The sequence below is a fragment of the Neptuniibacter sp. PT8_73 genome (genome assembly GCF_047778045.1).
In the GTDB taxonomy this organism is placed as follows: Bacteria; Pseudomonadota; Gammaproteobacteria; order Pseudomonadales; family Balneatricaceae; genus Neptuniibacter.
Genome location: NZ_CP180545.1, coordinates 1,049,652 through 1,064,882 on the forward strand (window position 1 = coordinate 1,049,652; position 15,231 = coordinate 1,064,882).

General features: G+C 44.9%; 15 protein-coding genes. 5 read left to right on the forward strand and 10 right to left on the reverse strand.

Features of this window, described 5'->3' with window-relative positions:
- Positions 1-20: 20 nt before the first annotated feature.
- The 4 genes from ACMXYN_RS04645 to ACMXYN_RS04660 all read right to left on the reverse strand — a co-directional run bounded on the left by ACMXYN_RS04645 (position 21) and on the right by ACMXYN_RS04660 (position 2,693).
- The gene (locus ACMXYN_RS04645; protein WP_415883804.1) at positions 21-677 is read right to left on the reverse strand and encodes a hypothetical protein; all 657 of its coding nucleotides are present in this window, start codon (positions 675-677) and stop codon (positions 21-23) included.
- 75 nt (positions 678-752) lie between these two features.
- A complete protein-coding gene (locus ACMXYN_RS04650; RefSeq protein WP_415883805.1) occupies positions 753-1,262 on the reverse strand; it encodes a hypothetical protein in 510 nt (169 codons plus the stop codon).
- A gap of 81 nt (positions 1,263-1,343) precedes the next feature.
- On the reverse strand, positions 1,344-1,922 hold the full coding sequence (locus ACMXYN_RS04655; protein ID WP_415893708.1) for a hypothetical protein: 579 nt from the start codon (positions 1,920-1,922) through the stop codon (positions 1,344-1,346).
- A gap of 282 nt (positions 1,923-2,204) precedes the next feature.
- Positions 2,205-2,693: an Lrp/AsnC family transcriptional regulator gene (locus tag ACMXYN_RS04660; protein ID WP_415893709.1), complete on the reverse strand. Its 489-nt coding sequence runs from the start codon at positions 2,691-2,693 to the stop codon at positions 2,205-2,207.
- Positions 2,694-3,044: 351 nt separating this feature from the next.
- Here ACMXYN_RS04660 and leuA point away from each other — a divergent pair, with 351 nt between their 5' ends.
- Positions 3,045-4,706, forward strand: a complete 1,662-nt coding sequence (gene leuA, locus ACMXYN_RS04665; protein WP_415893710.1) for a 2-isopropylmalate synthase — start codon at positions 3,045-3,047, stop codon at positions 4,704-4,706.
- A gap of 67 nt (positions 4,707-4,773) precedes the next feature.
- Here the strand turns inward: leuA and ACMXYN_RS04670 are convergent, their stop codons facing one another.
- From ACMXYN_RS04670 to ACMXYN_RS04680, 3 genes are all read right to left on the reverse strand, one after another.
- Positions 4,774-5,883, reverse strand: a complete 1,110-nt coding sequence (locus ACMXYN_RS04670; protein WP_415893711.1) for a sterol desaturase family protein — start codon at positions 5,881-5,883, stop codon at positions 4,774-4,776.
- Positions 5,884-5,970: 87 nt separating this feature from the next.
- Entirely contained in the window at positions 5,971-7,200 is a 1,230-nt protein-coding gene (locus ACMXYN_RS04675) for an acetylornithine transaminase (RefSeq protein ID WP_415893712.1), read from the reverse strand.
- Between the two features lie 247 nt (positions 7,201-7,447).
- The gene (locus ACMXYN_RS04680) at positions 7,448-7,924 is read right to left on the reverse strand and encodes an NYN domain-containing protein (RefSeq protein ID WP_415893713.1); all 477 of its coding nucleotides are present in this window, start codon (positions 7,922-7,924) and stop codon (positions 7,448-7,450) included.
- A gap of 171 nt (positions 7,925-8,095) precedes the next feature.
- Here ACMXYN_RS04680 and ACMXYN_RS04685 point away from each other — a divergent pair, with 171 nt between their 5' ends.
- The 3 genes from ACMXYN_RS04685 to ACMXYN_RS04695 are packed head-to-tail and all read left to right on the forward strand — an operon-like array spanning position 8,096 to position 11,946.
- Positions 8,096-9,490: a diguanylate cyclase domain-containing protein gene (locus ACMXYN_RS04685; protein WP_415893714.1), complete on the forward strand. Its 1,395-nt coding sequence runs from the start codon at positions 8,096-8,098 to the stop codon at positions 9,488-9,490.
- 13 nt (positions 9,491-9,503) lie between these two features.
- Entirely contained in the window at positions 9,504-9,740 is a 237-nt protein-coding gene (locus ACMXYN_RS04690; RefSeq protein WP_415893715.1) for a TfoX/Sxy family DNA transformation protein, read from the forward strand.
- A 43-nt stretch (positions 9,741-9,783) separates the two neighbouring features.
- On the forward strand, positions 9,784-11,946 hold the full coding sequence (locus ACMXYN_RS04695) for a tRNA(Met) cytidine acetyltransferase TmcA (protein ID WP_415893716.1): 2,163 nt from the start codon (positions 9,784-9,786) through the stop codon (positions 11,944-11,946).
- 16 nt (positions 11,947-11,962) lie between these two features.
- Here the strand turns inward: ACMXYN_RS04695 and ACMXYN_RS04700 are convergent, their stop codons facing one another.
- The 3 genes from ACMXYN_RS04700 to ACMXYN_RS04710 all read right to left on the reverse strand — a co-directional run bounded on the left by ACMXYN_RS04700 (position 11,963) and on the right by ACMXYN_RS04710 (position 14,461).
- Complete coding sequence (locus tag ACMXYN_RS04700; protein WP_415883815.1) at positions 11,963-12,466, reverse strand: TIGR02281 family clan AA aspartic protease; 504 nt, start codon at positions 12,464-12,466, stop codon at positions 11,963-11,965.
- A gap of 91 nt (positions 12,467-12,557) precedes the next feature.
- Positions 12,558-13,307 (reverse strand): hypothetical protein, encoded by a 750-nt coding sequence (locus tag ACMXYN_RS04705; RefSeq protein ID WP_415893717.1) that lies wholly within the window; start codon positions 13,305-13,307, stop codon positions 12,558-12,560.
- Positions 13,304-14,461, reverse strand: a complete 1,158-nt coding sequence (locus ACMXYN_RS04710; RefSeq protein ID WP_415893718.1) for a methyl-accepting chemotaxis protein — start codon at positions 14,459-14,461, stop codon at positions 13,304-13,306. Before ACMXYN_RS04710 ends, ACMXYN_RS04705 begins: the two co-directional genes overlap by 4 nt.
- A gap of 295 nt (positions 14,462-14,756) precedes the next feature.
- Between ACMXYN_RS04710 and ACMXYN_RS04715 the strand changes: the two genes are divergently transcribed.
- Positions 14,757-15,209, forward strand: a complete 453-nt coding sequence (locus ACMXYN_RS04715; RefSeq protein ID WP_415883818.1) for a YaiI/YqxD family protein — start codon at positions 14,757-14,759, stop codon at positions 15,207-15,209.
- The last annotated feature ends 22 nt before the right edge of the window (positions 15,210-15,231 follow it).

Sequence of the window (15,231 nt, forward strand, 5' to 3'; positions counted from 1 at the left end):
CTTACTTTAACCCTGAGGTTCTATGACTTTGCTATACGGTAAAGTGTATTTCCTTTTTTGCTTAATCTAGTTTCAACCAAATTTTCAGTAAGCATGGTTTGCAATGCACTTTTTACTCTACGGTGTTCATAATTTGATAAGGCAGAAAATCCTTGCTGCTGAGCACCCCATGCAACGATTCGAGAAGGGGAGAATGACCACTTTTGATATTTTGTTAAGAAATCTAATAGTAAATTCTTAAGCTCAGGATTGTGGAATGATTCCATAAGCTGATCGACTTCATTCATGCTATGAACTTTTTGCTCTAGGAATTCAATTCTGTTCTCGAAATAACCAAACTCTTCTGCATTTTCTGATGCTTGCTCAGCCACTATTTCCTTGAATTCTATGCCACCAATTTTCGTAATCTTTAATCCTAGTTTTTCCCAAGGAATCCATATAAGGATTAATAGAGTGGTAAAAAACAGAAATACGCTACTCACCCCAAGTTCTTTCGGAGATGCAAATGTTTCAGGTGCTTCTGTATACCTGTAAACCAAATAGACGCAGCCCGACATCACTAGAATAGAAAATACAGTCAAAAAAGCTTTAATGCTTTTCGAAATAATTAATCCATTTGAAGAGCTTCCTAACTCTTCATCAAGTGGGATACTTTCATTGGATTCTTGATGCGACATAATTATCCTTGTAGCTCTGATACTTAAAGTAGACGTGGTGTATGAGCCTGGGCTTTTTCGGAAAAAGGAAAAGGGCTATGAACCCTTTAATCCATTGTGTTTTAGTCTTGCTTGATCCTTTAATTTCAAAATAATCGTACGAATTACAACGACTATCAAAATAAATTGGTCTCTGGGGGATAATTCTTTGTATGGTTTAACATGCCTATGCTCTTCTGAATTCCTTGTTTCTCTAACTGCGTTATGGAAATTTTCTTTATCTACAGGCGGTAGAGAGTTGTATAGATTTTTTACAGTCGATTTATCTAATTTGTAAAAAGGGTCATGCGCAAAGTTATTTCTCATTGTGCCGAGAGTTGAGAGCATAGGTTTAAATTCAGGGTTCATTCCTAATATACACAGTAATGTTATTTTGCCAGCATAATCCAATTTGAGACTATTGATATGTTGTGGGGATGGGGCTAGAAGTATTAATACCTCATTTATAAGATACTCGATATGTAAATGTGCTTTAATTACAGAGCCTAATTCATCTTCATTGAAAAGGGCTTGCTCGAATAACTCATTTGTTAATTTCTTGGACATTTTTACAACTTGGTTTCATAAAAGATGAGGTAATAGTTACTAAAATAAGCGAAAAATGCTTTGATCCCTTTAATCTACATTTTATTCATTAATTGTCTTTGATGATGTTGCTAAATTTTCAGATTCTAGAATTTCACTCCAAGCTGCTTTATATTTTTCGACATGATTTTTTTTCATTGTTAAATTTAATAATGTTGCCAGAGCTATAAGAAGACATGACGTGAAAAATATAAGAGATGTTTGACTGTTAGTTTTTAAGTTGGAGATTAAAAAAGGAACAATTGATGACATCATTAGTAATAAACCGTAGAGGATAGAGAACGCTACTTGTAGGTTGGTAAAAGGAGTATCGTCTCTAAATTGCATATGGCGCCTTTCCCAGCCAATATCTGAATTTTGCTTCTCATGAAAAATCATAATATATGTTCCCGCCCGTGCAGCGAGTAAATGAAATAAACTAGTGAGTAAGGTTGCTCCAGAAACTAATAGGCATAGCAAACCAGCCAAAATAGCTGGATTAATTGAATCAGGTTTTGAAGCTAGCCAACCTAGCATGGCAGATATAATGGTGGCTGAACTGCCAAATATGACCAATCGTTGTGACCTCATTTGGCGAATATCTTGCCTGAGAGAGTCATATTCCTTTTCTGTGTCTATCATGTTGTCTTTTTTTGATGCTATATGTATATAAAAACTTGCGCGTTAGAGATGCAAGTAAAGTTTATAAAGAGGGGGATGCTATCGAAAGGGGCGAAGCCTTAACAGTTAGCATTCCCTGCTAATAAGAAAAATATAGCGATATATAATGGTTATGACACTTGTACTTTGTTACGTACTTTTATCCTTGTCTAACCACTAACATCTAGCCACTTAGATCTTTTCCTCTAGCCACGCAGTGGCGTCCTCTAGCGAAGCGTCCTAAAAACTCTAGGCGCAGCCGTCCTAAGTTCTTACATACCCCAAAGGCATTGCCGTACTATCCACAACCTTACGCATAATAAACGCTGACTTAACCCCGGTTACGCCTTTAATCCGCGTGATCTTGCCGAGCAATATATCGTGGTAACAGTCCATATCTGCCACCGCGACTTTTAACTGGTAGTCAGCGTCATGGCCGGTGATTAGGTAACACTCCATTACTTCCGGTAAAGACTGAATCGTGCGTTCAAACTCTTCAAACCGTTCGGGGATATGTTTGTCCATGCTGATATGCAGGATGGCGATAAGGTTTAGATCGATTGCGCGTTCATTTAGACGGACCACACGATCACGAATAACGCCGGATTCTTCCAGCTGTTTTACCCGGCGAGAGCAAGGGGCGGCGGTAAGGCCAACGCGCTCGGCTAGCTCCTGATTAGAAAGGTCGCCGTTTTCCTGTAATTCTCGCAATATTTTTAAGTCGAAGCGGTCTAAATTGACAGTAGATTTCATGGTTTTTTGTTTGTGCGCAATAAAATGTGTCTATTGAGTTTATTTTCTTTTGTTTTGTTGCGCAATTGGCGAAATAAAGTTGTTTTTAGATCGGTAATTGCGCATGTACCTCTATAAACTTCTCTTCATCGGTTGAGGGGTAACAAATCACATATCAATCAGTATGTGAGGGGGTAATCATCATGAGTGAGCGCTGCCAGCCTACGAGGGTTTATCGAATCTTTAACTCAAAAACTGATACCACAAGTGTCTACTGAAAAACTTCCCGCTGTCATTGCTTCCCCAAAGGCGCCTGACAGCGGGTTTTGCCGTTTAGGCTTTCTGCTCGAATAAAAATAATGGATTCGCACTATGTTTGATCATCGTAAATATCGTCGTTTTGAAACTGTCCGTTTGACCGATCGCACTTGGCCAGATCAAGAGATCAATAAAGCACCGGATTGGTGTAGCGTAGATCTGCGCGATGGTAACCAAGCGCTGATTAATCCAATGAATGTAGAGCAGAAGACCCGCATGTTTACCTTGTTGGTAAAAATGGGGTTTAAAGAGATTGAAGTCGGTTTCCCATCAGCATCTCAGCCTGACTTTGATTTTGTGCGTAAGCTAATCGAAGAAAACCGAATCCCAGAAGACGTAACGATTCAGGTACTAACCCAAGCACGTGAAGGTTTGATTGAACGTACGTTTGAATCCCTTGAAGGTGTGCGTCGCGCCAATGTTCATGTGTATAACTCCACTTCGGTAGTCCAGCGCCAGCAAGTGTTCAACATGAACAAAGACGAGATCAAAGGCATCGCGGTACAAGGTGCGCAGTGGGTGCGTGATTATGCGGCTAAGTACCCTGCGACAGAGTGGGAGTTCCAATACTCACCAGAAAGCTTTACCGGTACAGAGATGGATTACGCAGTTGAAGTCTGTGATGCCGTTATCGCTGAGTGGAAACCAGAAACAGGGCAGGCGGTTGTGATCAATCTACCTGCAACAGTTGAGATGTCCACACCCAATGTTTTTGCCGATCAGGTTGAGTATTTCTGTCGTCACCTAAAACAGCGTGACCAAGTGCGTATTAGCTTACATACCCACAATGATCGTGGCTGCGGTGTTGCGGCAGCAGAGTTGGGTGTTATGGCGGGGGCCGATCGTATTGAAGGTACTTTGATGGGTAACGGTGAGCGTACCGGTAATATGGATATCATCACTATGGGTATGAATCTTTACTCACAGGGTGTTGATCCAGAGTTAGACTTCTCTGATATCAAAGAGATTATCGAAGTAGTTGAGTACTGTAACGAATTGCCTGTCTCTGCCCGTCACCCTTGGGCGGGAGAGTTGGTTTATACAGCGTTCTCTGGCAGTCATCAGGATGCGATTCGTAAATCGGTTAACTACCACCAAGAGCACAATCAACTGCATTGGGATGTGGCTTACTTACCAATCGATCCACGCGATATTAACCGTGAATATGAAGCGGTTGTACGCATCAACAGCCAAAGCGGTAAGGGCGGTGTAGCCTTGGTATTGGAGCGCGATTACGGTATCCAGCTACCAAAATGGATGCATATCCCGCTAAGTAAAGTAGTTCAGTCTGCTGCTGAACAGAAGGGTATCGAGATCTCTCCTGAAGTGATTCACCAACTTTATCAACAGCACTTTGTTGCCGTGCCAGAGCAATGGCAGCTTGATCGTTACGATCTGCACACAGACAACCAACAAGTTGAAGCTAAATTTAGCGTTGGTAACACCGTGTTTAACGGCCAAGGTACTGGTGCTCTAGAAGCGCTAAGTGATGCCTTAGAGAAACAATATGCATGCTCCATCGAGATCACTCAGTTTGATGAACATGCAATCGCGACTGGAACAGCAGCGCAAGCGCAAGCAGCAATTGCTATGACAGTGAACGGTGTAAGTGCGCAGGGTGTTGCAACCAAGGAAGATACATCTGCAGCAGCACTTCAAGCAGCGCTAATCGCCTTTAGCAGAATCGCTGATCAGAACGCCGTAAGTGCGGCTTAAAATCGAAGAGAATGTGCAGCTACAGATCTGATCTGTAGCTGCAAAATAGCTATCATTTCTTACTAGACTATTTCTTAGGGCGAAGCGGGAAAACCTGCTGTTTTAGCCAACCTTCAGGCACATAGTCGCCAACCACACCGTAATCCTGCGGCCACTCTTTTTGGCCTTTTACAGCAGTTCCGAATAGATAATCGATAAAAGCAAAGTGTGCCGCGTAGTTTCGATCAATCGCCGCTTTATCTGAAGAGTGGTGCCAGTGGTGGAACTGTGGCGTTACGATAATGTACTTCAACCAGCCAAAGTTAATCTGAGCATTGGTGTGATTTAGTACCGCTTGGAATCCAACAATAATGATGTAGGCATCCAATACGCTTTTATCGAAACCTAGTACAAAGATCGGTGCTAAGACAAAGCAGCGGGTCGCAATCAGTTCGCCTATATGTTGTCGCGAGCCTGCCAACCAATCCATGGTTTTGGCACTGTGGTGGATTGCGTGGAAGCGCCAGAAGAAAGGTACTTCGTGGTATACACGATGTAGAGCGTATTGAACCAGATCAGCGACTAGCAACACTAAGAACAGTTGCACATACCAGTTAATACCTTGAATCAGTTCTTGTGATCCGCGCTCTACTGCCCAACCAAATGCGCCGGATACAAACTGGTTCGCGACTAGTAACACAAAGCCGACGATTAGGTGGTTTACAAAAAAGTGGTGCAGATCGGTTTGCCATTCTGGACGCAGAATCGCTTGTGTACGATGGGGGATGATCTTCTCGCTAAAGATAAAGATCAGGGTGGAGCCTAGTAGATCGAGAATAAACCAGTCCAAACCTATGTAAGGTGTATCGGTTGGGATATCACCCACTTCAACTCGATGACCGCCCAGCGCGATCGCAATCACAATCAAGATCCAAGCCAGCAGCCCCGCGCGTTTATTGGTATTTCGCACAAAGTTAAGCAGACCCAAGCTACCTGAGATGATTAGCGATACAAACATCACCGTGCGTAGAACGTTCGCGTCATAAGCGGCGCGCAGCTCTGGGGTTGTTAGGTACTCAGGGAAGTGGAAGGCGCAGACGCCGAGTAGTGAGAGTAGGGCAAGCGTAACGGCGATATAGCCACTGATGCGGCCTTCGCCAAAACGTAGTTCGCCGCCTTCTAAGCGTTTGAGTAACATCCGTTGTCCTTACGGTGATCCAATTTAAAGTGCTGGGATTATATACAAGGCAAGCGTTATTCACATCTTGCCCTGCAACATAAGCATTTAGAGAGACTCTATTGCGTTAGCTAAAATAGAGCAGCACTCATTAATTTCCTTTTCAGATAGATTCAGCGCGGGCATAAATCTGAGGGTACGTTCATTCGGGGCGTTCAGCAGTAGGCCAAGCTTTCTAGCCTTATCCACAAGCTGAGGTGCCGATAGCTCAGCGGTATCTAATGCGATCAGAAGGCCTTTACCTCTGACTGAGCCTAGTGAGTATTGCTGAGAAAGCTCTGTGAGTTTTTGGCTTAGTAGTTGACCTATCTGTTCAACATTTGCGAGAAAGCCTTGTTCCAGTACTTTATTCACAACCGCTTGCGAGACGGAGCACATTAGCGGGTTGCCGTTATAAGTGCCGCCCTGATCGCCGTATTCAAAACAACTGTGCTCGGCTTTGGTGAGCAGCGCTGAAATCGGTACACCACCGCCTAAACCTTTACCTAAGGTCATGATGTCCGGTTGGATATCTAAACCTTGGTATGCGAAGAGATTGCCGGTTCTACCTATACCGGTTTGTACCTCATCGATGATCAGCAGTAGGTTGTGCTTTTTGCACAGGGCTTCTAAGCCTTTAACAAAATCGCTATCAGCAGGGATTACGCCTGCTTCACCTTGAACCAGCTCTAGCATGATTGCGACTGTATGTTGATCGATTACCGCTTCGGTTGCGGCTAAATCGTTGTAGGGCGCTTTGTTAAAACCGCTCACTTTAGGTTCGAACAATGGCGCAAAGGTCGCTTTACCGGTAGCGGACATAGTCGCTAAGGTTCTGCCATGAAAGCTCTGTTCAAAGGTGATGATCTTAAAAGCACCTTGTTTGTGAATCTGCCCCCATTTTCTTGCTAGCTTAATAGCGCCTTCATTGGCTTCGGCGCCGCTATTGGCGAAGAAAACCTGATCAAAATCTGAGTTGGAACAAAGGGTCTTAGCCAGCTCGATCATTGGTTTATTGTAGAAGCCAGGGCCGGGATTAATCAGTTGTTGGGATTGTTCTATGAGTGCTTGCTGGATGAGATCGGGACTGTGACCGAGAGTATTCACCGCCCAGCCTTGCACCATATCCAGATATTGTTTGTCGTTTTGATCAAACAGGTAATGTCCTTTACCTTGGGTAAAGCAGAGTTCTGGCCTTGGCGCGATCGGCATTACAAAGTCTTTATCGGTCAGCGGGTTGTTAACGGACGTGTCTTGATCGCTTAATTGTGAGGGAGCTACCCCAGTTAAATAGGTCATTTTTATATCCTTGAGAGAATTTAGAGCAAAAAAAAGCCGCAGGGGTTACCTGCGGCTTTTTGGGAATTTGGAACGCTTAAGAGTTATTTGCGTCGTCGAGATCCAACACCCATAGAGGCACAGGCAATCGATACGCGGCGTCGCAACGTATTTGTTGTAAGAGTCTGTGTGATAGGTGTGGTTTTCATAGTGGCTGAGTATGTCAGCCACTTTAGGTTGTGGTCAAGAGGGGGAGCTTGAATGGATTCTAGCAGACCAATAGATTCGGCAAGATAGAGTGATATTGATCCGCTGAGTTGATCAAGGATTTAGCCGTGAGTGCTTCTACACCATAAACCTCGGTAGTAACGCCGTAACGTTTTTTGATGTGTGCTAATAGCAGATCAAAGTCGCCATCGCCTGAAAGCAAAATCACTTTATCCACATCCGGTGCGGTATCCATCACATCAATAGTAATGCCCACATCCCAATCGCCTTTGGCCGAGCCGTCTTTACGTTGGATGTAAGGTTTTAGTTTTACGTCAAAACCAATATGACGCAGTGCATCTTGAAACTTCTTCTGGCCGTCATCATTGCGTTCAATCGCATAAGCGTAGGCGTGAACAATCTCTCCCTGTTTGCTGATCTCTTGCCAGAATTTACGGTAGTTAAACGGGCATCCGAACGCCTGACGGGTGGTGTAATAGATATTCTGTACGTCTACAAAAATAGCAATGCGAGACACAATAGAGCCTTTGTTCTGATTCAAGAATGAGCACTATATCAGACTCGTGTTTAGATATGCTGCTGCAAGCCGCGGAAAAGCTGGAAAAAAGGCCGAGTCTGCACTATCGTTGCAAGAGTTAGTAAAAAAGGTTTTACTGATTGTTACTGGTTGATTATTCGGAGTTTTTTAATGTCTGCTACAGACGCTGCTAGCCCTCAACAAACGAATAGAAAAAAGATCGATTTATCGATTATTTTTGCGATCTGCGGTGCACTATTTTCACTGCTGATTTTTCTATTTATGTTTAAGCAGGAGCGTGATGCGGCTATTCAACAGTTTCAGGTTGAGATGACACAAGGAGCAGCTTCGTTCCAGCAATCATTAACTCAGAATACTTACTCTCTAGAAACCTTACAGGCCGTTTACCAGTTAGATCAGACGGTCGACCAAGCACGACTTCAACAAACGATTAATAGCTTGTTTAGTCGTCATACCTCTTTGAAAGGGATGGCTATTGAAAATGGCGATATCTCACTTCGAATAGCTGATTCTTCTGCCGATTCTATTTTTAACCGTTCTGAAGTTGCTGAAGCGTTAAGTAGCCTTTCCTCAGAGCAGGTTAAGACTCTAACTTTAGATCAAGAAACCTTCGCATTGGTTTCAGCTCAAGCTGGCAACGCCCAACTGGCTGGTATTATCTCGCTTAACTCCGTGTTGGAACAAAGCAAACTTCAAGAGACATTAGGTGATGTTCAATTTACGCTGACAGATGCGAACAAGCAGGTGATCCTAGCGCATGATCACACTTCACTTGCTCTAGATGCGATGCTTTCTAGTTCTGTTTATTTGTTAGATCAAAAATGGAATCTAGATATTACTGCAACAGAAGAGCGTATTGCAGCAGGTATGAGTTTTACCCCAGCTCTGTTTTTGATGACCGGTTTGCTGCTTTCTTTCTTGGTGGCCTCTTATCTAAAACGTGTCGGTCGTCATGTTAAAACGTTACGTACAGAGCAAGCTAATTTGACTGAACAGATCGCAGAAACAAGTTGGTCTGATCCTTTAACAGGCTTGGTGAACAAACTGCATTTTGATGAAGCTTTAGATGTGGAGTGTCGACGTGCGGTTCGTGAGTTTTCGCCACTCACCATGATGCTGTTGAAGATTGATAGCTTTAAAGAGTTCAGCGACGAATATGGGGTCGAGGCTGCACAGGCGATGCTTCAAGAAGTCTCTAGTGTGCTAAAAGATTCTGTTGGCCGTCCGGGCGATATGATTGCACGTATCGATGATCATCTATTCGCCTTTATCCTACCTTCCACCAATGAGTTGGTGATCCAGCTAGCCGAACGTTGCTGCGAAACGATTTACGACCATGCTATTCCTCATCAAGCATCGCCGATTGACAAGGTAGTTACCCTAAGTATTGGTGTAGCGACGATGCAACCATCTCGCTTACTTACCCCTGAATACCTGTTGGAACTTTCTAAACAGCAGCTGCAAGAAGCTGAAGCTAAAGGTGGTAATCAATTCCATGCGTTTGTGGATGGCGTAAAAGAGCCCCCATTAACTTATAACGTATAGGTCGATTGGCCCGATGCGAAATATCGGTACGGTCAGTCGTCGATGGCTGGCTGAGATCGAAATCTACTCCTTAGCTGATCTGGAACAAGTCGGCCCAATAGCTACTTATAAGATGATTAGGTCTATGCGTGGCGGGAAGGTCAGTATTAATCTGCTGTGGGCGCTGGTGGGTGCCTTAGAGGATATTGATTGCCGTGATCTCTCGCCTGAACGAAAAGCTAAATTTCGTGAACTTCTCAAAGACTCGTAAAGCTCATTGTTAATAGATCCACCTAGCTGAAAAGGATTGATTGATGACTGCTCTAACAACCTTGTACTCTCGATTGCTTAACGATGCACAGGCACAACAGCATCGTCGATTACTGGTGGTAAGTGGTACTCAAGAGTGGTGTTACGAGCAAGCAAGAGAACTGCGTTGTGAGGCGGAATGGTTGTGGGTCAGTGATCACTCGCCGGTGAAAGCGCAGTCTATGCGTGCCACTCAATGCCATCAGTTATTAGGCCAGTCTCTCTCAGCGGTGATCTTTGATGCTTGGTCCGGTTTTAATCCCAACGCCTTTGGTCAGATCTCCGGTACGTTAAGCGGCGGTGGAGTGATGGTTTTACTCTGCCCCGATCTAGATCATTGGGCCGAGTTTGATGATCCAGAACATCAAAGCTTAGTCGCTCATCCTTATTGCTCTTCTGATGCTGGTCGTCGATTTATCTCGCGTTTAGCTATGATCTTAGAAGATGATGCTTACACGCTGGTGTATCGAAAGGGGCAAGCGCTAGCAGGTGTTGAAGCTGAGCTGCCAAGCTCCGCAGCATTGGCGGATCAGCCAGATGAAAATGTGGTGTTGCCGAGTAAAACCAAAGATCAGCAGCAAGCGGTGGAGTTGATCCTATCTCAGTTTCGTCGTGGTCGACGTCCAGCAGTGATTACGGCGGATAGAGGGCGTGGTAAGTCTGTTGCTTTAGGTATCGCCGCAGCACAGCTATCAGGCCTAGATTTCCAAGATATCTTAGTTACTGCGCCCGAGCAGTCTTCAGTTGATGAAGTTTTCAGCATGGCTCATCAATTACTGCCTGATTATGACTATCAACTGGGTAAACTGTGTCATTCAGATCATTGCATCCGGTACGTGACGCCAGAGCAAGCGTTGCAAGAACAAGGTGAAGGGCAAGTGCTGCTGGTGGATGAAGCCGCAGCGATTCCGGTACCAGTGTTAAGTAAGTTACTGCAACGTTTCCCTCGCATTGCTTTTGCTTCCACTATTCATGGTTACGAAGGCACAGGGCAGGGCTTTGCGGTTCGCTTTAAGCAAGTGCTGGAAAAGCATGCACCCAATGCTAAATCGCTTCATCTGAATCAGCCGATCCGTTGGGCCAGCAATGACCCGCTGGAACAACTGACCTTTAATCTACTGTTACTCAATGCCGAACCTGCTGCGGCAGAAGATCTAAAACGCAGTTGCCAGTCTATCTCAGACTGTCAGATAGAGAAGTTGGATCGTGATCAGCTTGCGGAAGATTATCAGACCTTAACCCAGCTATTTGGTTTGTTAGTGTTGGCTCACTATCGTACATCACCCGGTGATTTAAGGGTGTTATTAGATAGCCCCAACCTGCATATCTGGCTAATGAAGGTCGATGGTCAAGTAGCTGGTGCTGTGTTGGTCGCGGAGGAAGGACCTCTGCCGGAAGAGTTGGTCGATGATATCTGGTCGGGTAAACGTCGTCCTCGTGGCCATCTGTTACCGCAAACGCTGGTTGGACAAGAAGGTGCAAAGGACGCCGCTTTACTCAAGGCAGGGCGGATTATGCGTATAGCAATTCATCCTGCTCTACAGCATAAAGGCTTAGGCAGAGCACTGTTATCCACTGTATCTGACAGTGCGAAGTCTGCAGGTTGGGATTACTTAGGTGCCAGCTTTGCAGCTAGTGCAGAGCTCATCAGTTTTTGGCAGCACTGTGGTTTTGAGACCGTACGTATGGGCTCTACTCGTGACAGTGTCAGCGGTTGTCATGCTGCATTAGTTTTATCGCCTTTAACTGAGCAAGGGCAGAGCTTAGAAAAACAGCTGAGACAGCGCTTTATTGAGCAGCTTAATTATCGCTTGAGTGATGACTTGGTTGATCTCGACCTGCCTGTGGTGTGCCGTTTGTTGCAGCATGGGGGTTACCTTCCAGAATTAACTGCCCACGATCAGTCTGATCTGGTCGCGTTTGCTGTGCATAACCGCAATTACGAAGGCTGTGCTTTTGCTATCCACAAGCTGCTTTTACAGTTTTTGGATCAGGTGGAAGATAAACAGCTGGAAATGTTGTTCGAAAATGAAGAATTCACGCTGCTGATTGAGCGTAACCTACAGCAAAAAAGCTGGGAACAGTTGGAAGTCAAAGGGCAGGGTCGTAAACAGATGATGCGCCAGCTTAAGTCGATTACGGCGTTGTTGCTAGATAAACTCTCATAACGAACTTAGGCGCGAGCTAGCGCCTAAGTGTAAGAGTGTTTCCCTTCTGAATGATCTCTAGGTATTTCATAAAGCTCATCCCGAGTAGTACCGTTTCGCCATCCATGTGTGGATTAATATGCCCGCGGACGTTTTGCATGCTAATCCCACCAAGGGTGACGGTATTCAGCTCAGTGTTATACACATCAATCACGCCATTAGCAGTATCTACCTGACGCTTTAATCCTGGTCTAAGGCCAATGCGATCAGCTACTTCTTGCGGCACGCTGATATTGGTCGCGCCGGTATCTAACAGAAAGATAACCGGTTGGCCGTTAATCTCTCCCGGTGCAACGTAGTGTCCTGCTCTATTTTGCTGCAGTACCACTTCGTTACTGCCGCTGGTGACGAGATTTCGATTGGGATTGTATTTGTCGTTAACCTGCTCTTCAAAGAATAGCCATAACATCCCTAAAAACAGTACCCATGCGACAGCCCACATTCCTTGGCCAATACGTTTTGGTGTGTGTTGAGATTCCATCCAGCCCCACAAAAATTAATCGATGTAAATTTATTGTAAGGAACTCGCTTGCAGAATAGAACCTCGATTCATTCAATCCTTAACCTGTGTATTAACTCAGTTGCTGTAGATGGTCACGAGTTAGCTGGATCTGTTGATCAATCGCTTGGGTCAGGTGGCTAAAGTAAACCCGTGGCTCGATCTTGATCACTTCGGGTTCAAGGATCTCTTGGGTGACCAGTCGGTCGATATCGCGAAGCGCAGGATCGCAAAGCTCATTTTCTCGCATATTTACCAACAGATACTGTAATTGCACTCGTACAGCAGCAGGGCAGTGACCCAGATTTGCAGCTTTATTTCCTAAACCACGTAAGCGTGCTAGGGATTCTGCAAAGTGAGGGCGGCGGAGTAAGTTTTGCCATAGCTCTTCGCCGTTATGATCATTATTACTTGCGGTGAGAGAGCAGATATCTGCAATAACGGTTAGTTCGTGGAGCAGCTTTTCGATCAGTTCACAGTGCTCCATAAAGCTGCCAGCAGGTTCTGCTTCAATCTGCTTCCACTTGGTAAACTGCAGATTAACTCGCTTCACATTGCCGCCGTAGCTTTTATCAAGCAGTGGCCGCCATAAGTAATTGATCTCATTACTTAGCTGGCGTTGCTGTGATTGGTTAGTGCTATCCAAATTTGCGCAGATACCGCGGTGGCGCTGCAGGCTCTGGATGAGATTGAGTAGTGAGCTTAGCTGTTTGATACCGCGCAATGTTTTCTCACGGCGCTTTTTACGTAATCTACGACGGTTATACCAACTGGCTAAACCAATCAGAACGAAAAGAAACAGTACAAGGCTAATCTCGATCATGATGTCACCTCCTTAGTGGCTGCTTTAAGCGCAAGGGCTTCTAGATAGCCGGTAAGCTCTGTCAGGGAATGTGCTTGTTCGCTGTGGTGCTGAAGAATATTGCCTATATCGGTAAGTTTCTCGCTCAACTCGTTACTGGCAGAGGCATGCTCGTCGATGGACAAGTTAACTTCCTGAATGAGTTCAAGACTGCGTTCGCTGCCAGATTCGATCTGCTGCAGGAGATCATGCATCTCTTCACAAGTTTGTGAACCAGTTTGTAATTCCTGTTCGCTGCGGTTCATGCTTTCGGTGACTTCATTCACACGTGTAAGCATGGAGTTAACCAGCAAGGTAATATCGCCCGTCGCCTTTTCGGTATTACCCGCTAACTGACGTACTTCATCTGCTACGACTGCGAAGCCTCGTCCTGCTTCACCTGCTCGTGCAGCCTCAATCGCAGCATTTAGTGCCAATAAGTTGGTTTGCGCTGCAACTTCTTCGATTGTACTCACGAAAGATTGGATCGCTTCCGCTTCTTCAGATAGCTGAGAGATCTTCGTGCAGGTATCAGTAAACTGATTACGAACACCACTAATCGCATGGCTCAAATCAGAGGCTTGCTGAGTCCCTTTATTGCATAAGGTCTGCGAGTCTTCGGCACTGTTTTGAGTGTTATGCACATGATCTCTAATCAGCTGTACGGTTTGACTCATCTCTTCTGATGCACTGGCAACCGTTAAAAGCTGATTTTGCTGTTCTGAGGCGGCATGAGCAGTGTGCTTAGCTAAGTTCTCTAACTCATGGGTGGAGAACTTCATTTCGTTACACAGCTGATCGGTTAAGGTATTCAGCTCTTCGTAGTCACGGGCAAAGCCATACAGACTTTGTGCAGCGTCTCTCAGTGGTTTGTCCGAACTGGTATGTCGTGTACGGAATTGCATCTGCTTTTGCGAGAATGCTTCGATCACTAGAGACAGGTTATGCCAGCGACGTTGGCTCAGCAGAATATAGCTGAGCTGGAAGTAGCCAAGTGGGATCAGTAACCACAATGCTTCTATATAACCGTTTACCAAGATGGCTATTGTAAGTAACCAACCCAACAACAGTAAAATTCCTGAAGTGAGTAACGAACTGCGGCTCAATACGCTGTAGCCAAATGTTAGTAGCAGCATCTTAGTGCTCCCCATAAAAATCTATTATCTGGAGATTTAGCAAAACTTAAGCCAGATGTTTAATGGGGATACTCTAATGCCCGAAATTGTTGCGTTGTAGAGAGGCGGCTAATTATTGAACGCACAGATTTATTACTATTTTGTGCACTGCGACAGTGCAAGGGCTTTATTCTGGAGCGCTATCTCTTAATCGAAATTGTGTAAAAGACTTTTAATTTCTATCGGCTTAAGTTGCCATAGCGATGTAGAATAAATGTCATAATTGGGCTTTATGCTAAAAGAAAAGAGAGGGTTTATGCACATTTGGGTTGATGCCGATGCCTGTCCAAAGGTTATCAAAGAGATTTTGTTTCGGGCTGCCGAACGTAAACAGGTGCCTGTAACATTGGTGGCTAATCAATTCTTAAGTACACCACCTTCACCGCTAATCAATGCTGTGCAAGTGCCGCAGGGCTTTGATGTAGCGGACAATCATATCGTGGCCAAAATGGAAGAGGGTGATCTGGTGGTAACGCAGGATATCCCATTGGCTTCAGAAGTGATTGATAACAAGGGTGTGGCTATAAATCCTCGTGGCGAACTTTATACTCCAGAAAATATTCGTCAGCGGTTATCTATGCGAGATTTTATGGAAACCCTACGAAGCTCGGGTGTAGAGACTGGCGGCCCGTCTGCTTTTAGTCAGGCAGATCGCCAAGCGTTTGCGAATTCTCTGGACCGTTTTTTAGCAAAAAACCTGAAGAAGTAATTTTTTTGTGCGCTGCACAAAA

Excerpts from the sequence above, each read along its gene's own strand:
- leuA (WP_415893710.1), top strand. The coding sequence starts at position 3,045 with ATGTTTGATCATCGTAAATATCGTCGTTTTGAAACTGTCCGTTTGACC.
- ACMXYN_RS04645 (WP_415883804.1), bottom strand. The coding sequence starts at position 677 with ATGTCGCATCAAGAATCCAATGAAAGTATCCCACTTGATGAAGAGTTA.
- ACMXYN_RS04695 (WP_415893716.1), top strand. The coding sequence starts at position 9,784 with ATGACTGCTCTAACAACCTTGTACTCTCGATTGCTTAACGATGCACAG.
- ACMXYN_RS04675 (WP_415893712.1), bottom strand. The coding sequence starts at position 7,200 with ATGACCTATTTAACTGGGGTAGCTCCCTCACAATTAAGCGATCAAGAC.
- ACMXYN_RS04660 (WP_415893709.1), bottom strand. The coding sequence starts at position 2,693 with ATGAAATCTACTGTCAATTTAGACCGCTTCGACTTAAAAATATTGCGA.
- ACMXYN_RS04705 (WP_415893717.1), bottom strand. The coding sequence starts at position 13,307 with ATGATCGAGATTAGCCTTGTACTGTTTCTTTTCGTTCTGATTGGTTTA.
- ACMXYN_RS04685 (WP_415893714.1), top strand. The coding sequence starts at position 8,096 with ATGTCTGCTACAGACGCTGCTAGCCCTCAACAAACGAATAGAAAAAAG.
- ACMXYN_RS04710 (WP_415893718.1), bottom strand. The coding sequence starts at position 14,461 with ATGCTGCTACTAACATTTGGCTACAGCGTATTGAGCCGCAGTTCGTTA.
- ACMXYN_RS04650 (WP_415883805.1), bottom strand. The coding sequence starts at position 1,262 with ATGTCCAAGAAATTAACAAATGAGTTATTCGAGCAAGCCCTTTTCAAT.
- ACMXYN_RS04670 (WP_415893711.1), bottom strand. The coding sequence starts at position 5,883 with ATGTTACTCAAACGCTTAGAAGGCGGCGAACTACGTTTTGGCGAAGGC.
- ACMXYN_RS04655 (WP_415893708.1), bottom strand. The coding sequence starts at position 1,922 with ATGATAGACACAGAAAAGGAATATGACTCTCTCAGGCAAGATATTCGC.
- ACMXYN_RS04715 (WP_415883818.1), top strand. The coding sequence starts at position 14,757 with ATGCACATTTGGGTTGATGCCGATGCCTGTCCAAAGGTTATCAAAGAG.
- ACMXYN_RS04700 (WP_415883815.1), bottom strand. The coding sequence starts at position 12,466 with ATGGAATCTCAACACACACCAAAACGTATTGGCCAAGGAATGTGGGCT.
- ACMXYN_RS04690 (WP_415893715.1), top strand. The coding sequence starts at position 9,504 with ATGCGAAATATCGGTACGGTCAGTCGTCGATGGCTGGCTGAGATCGAA.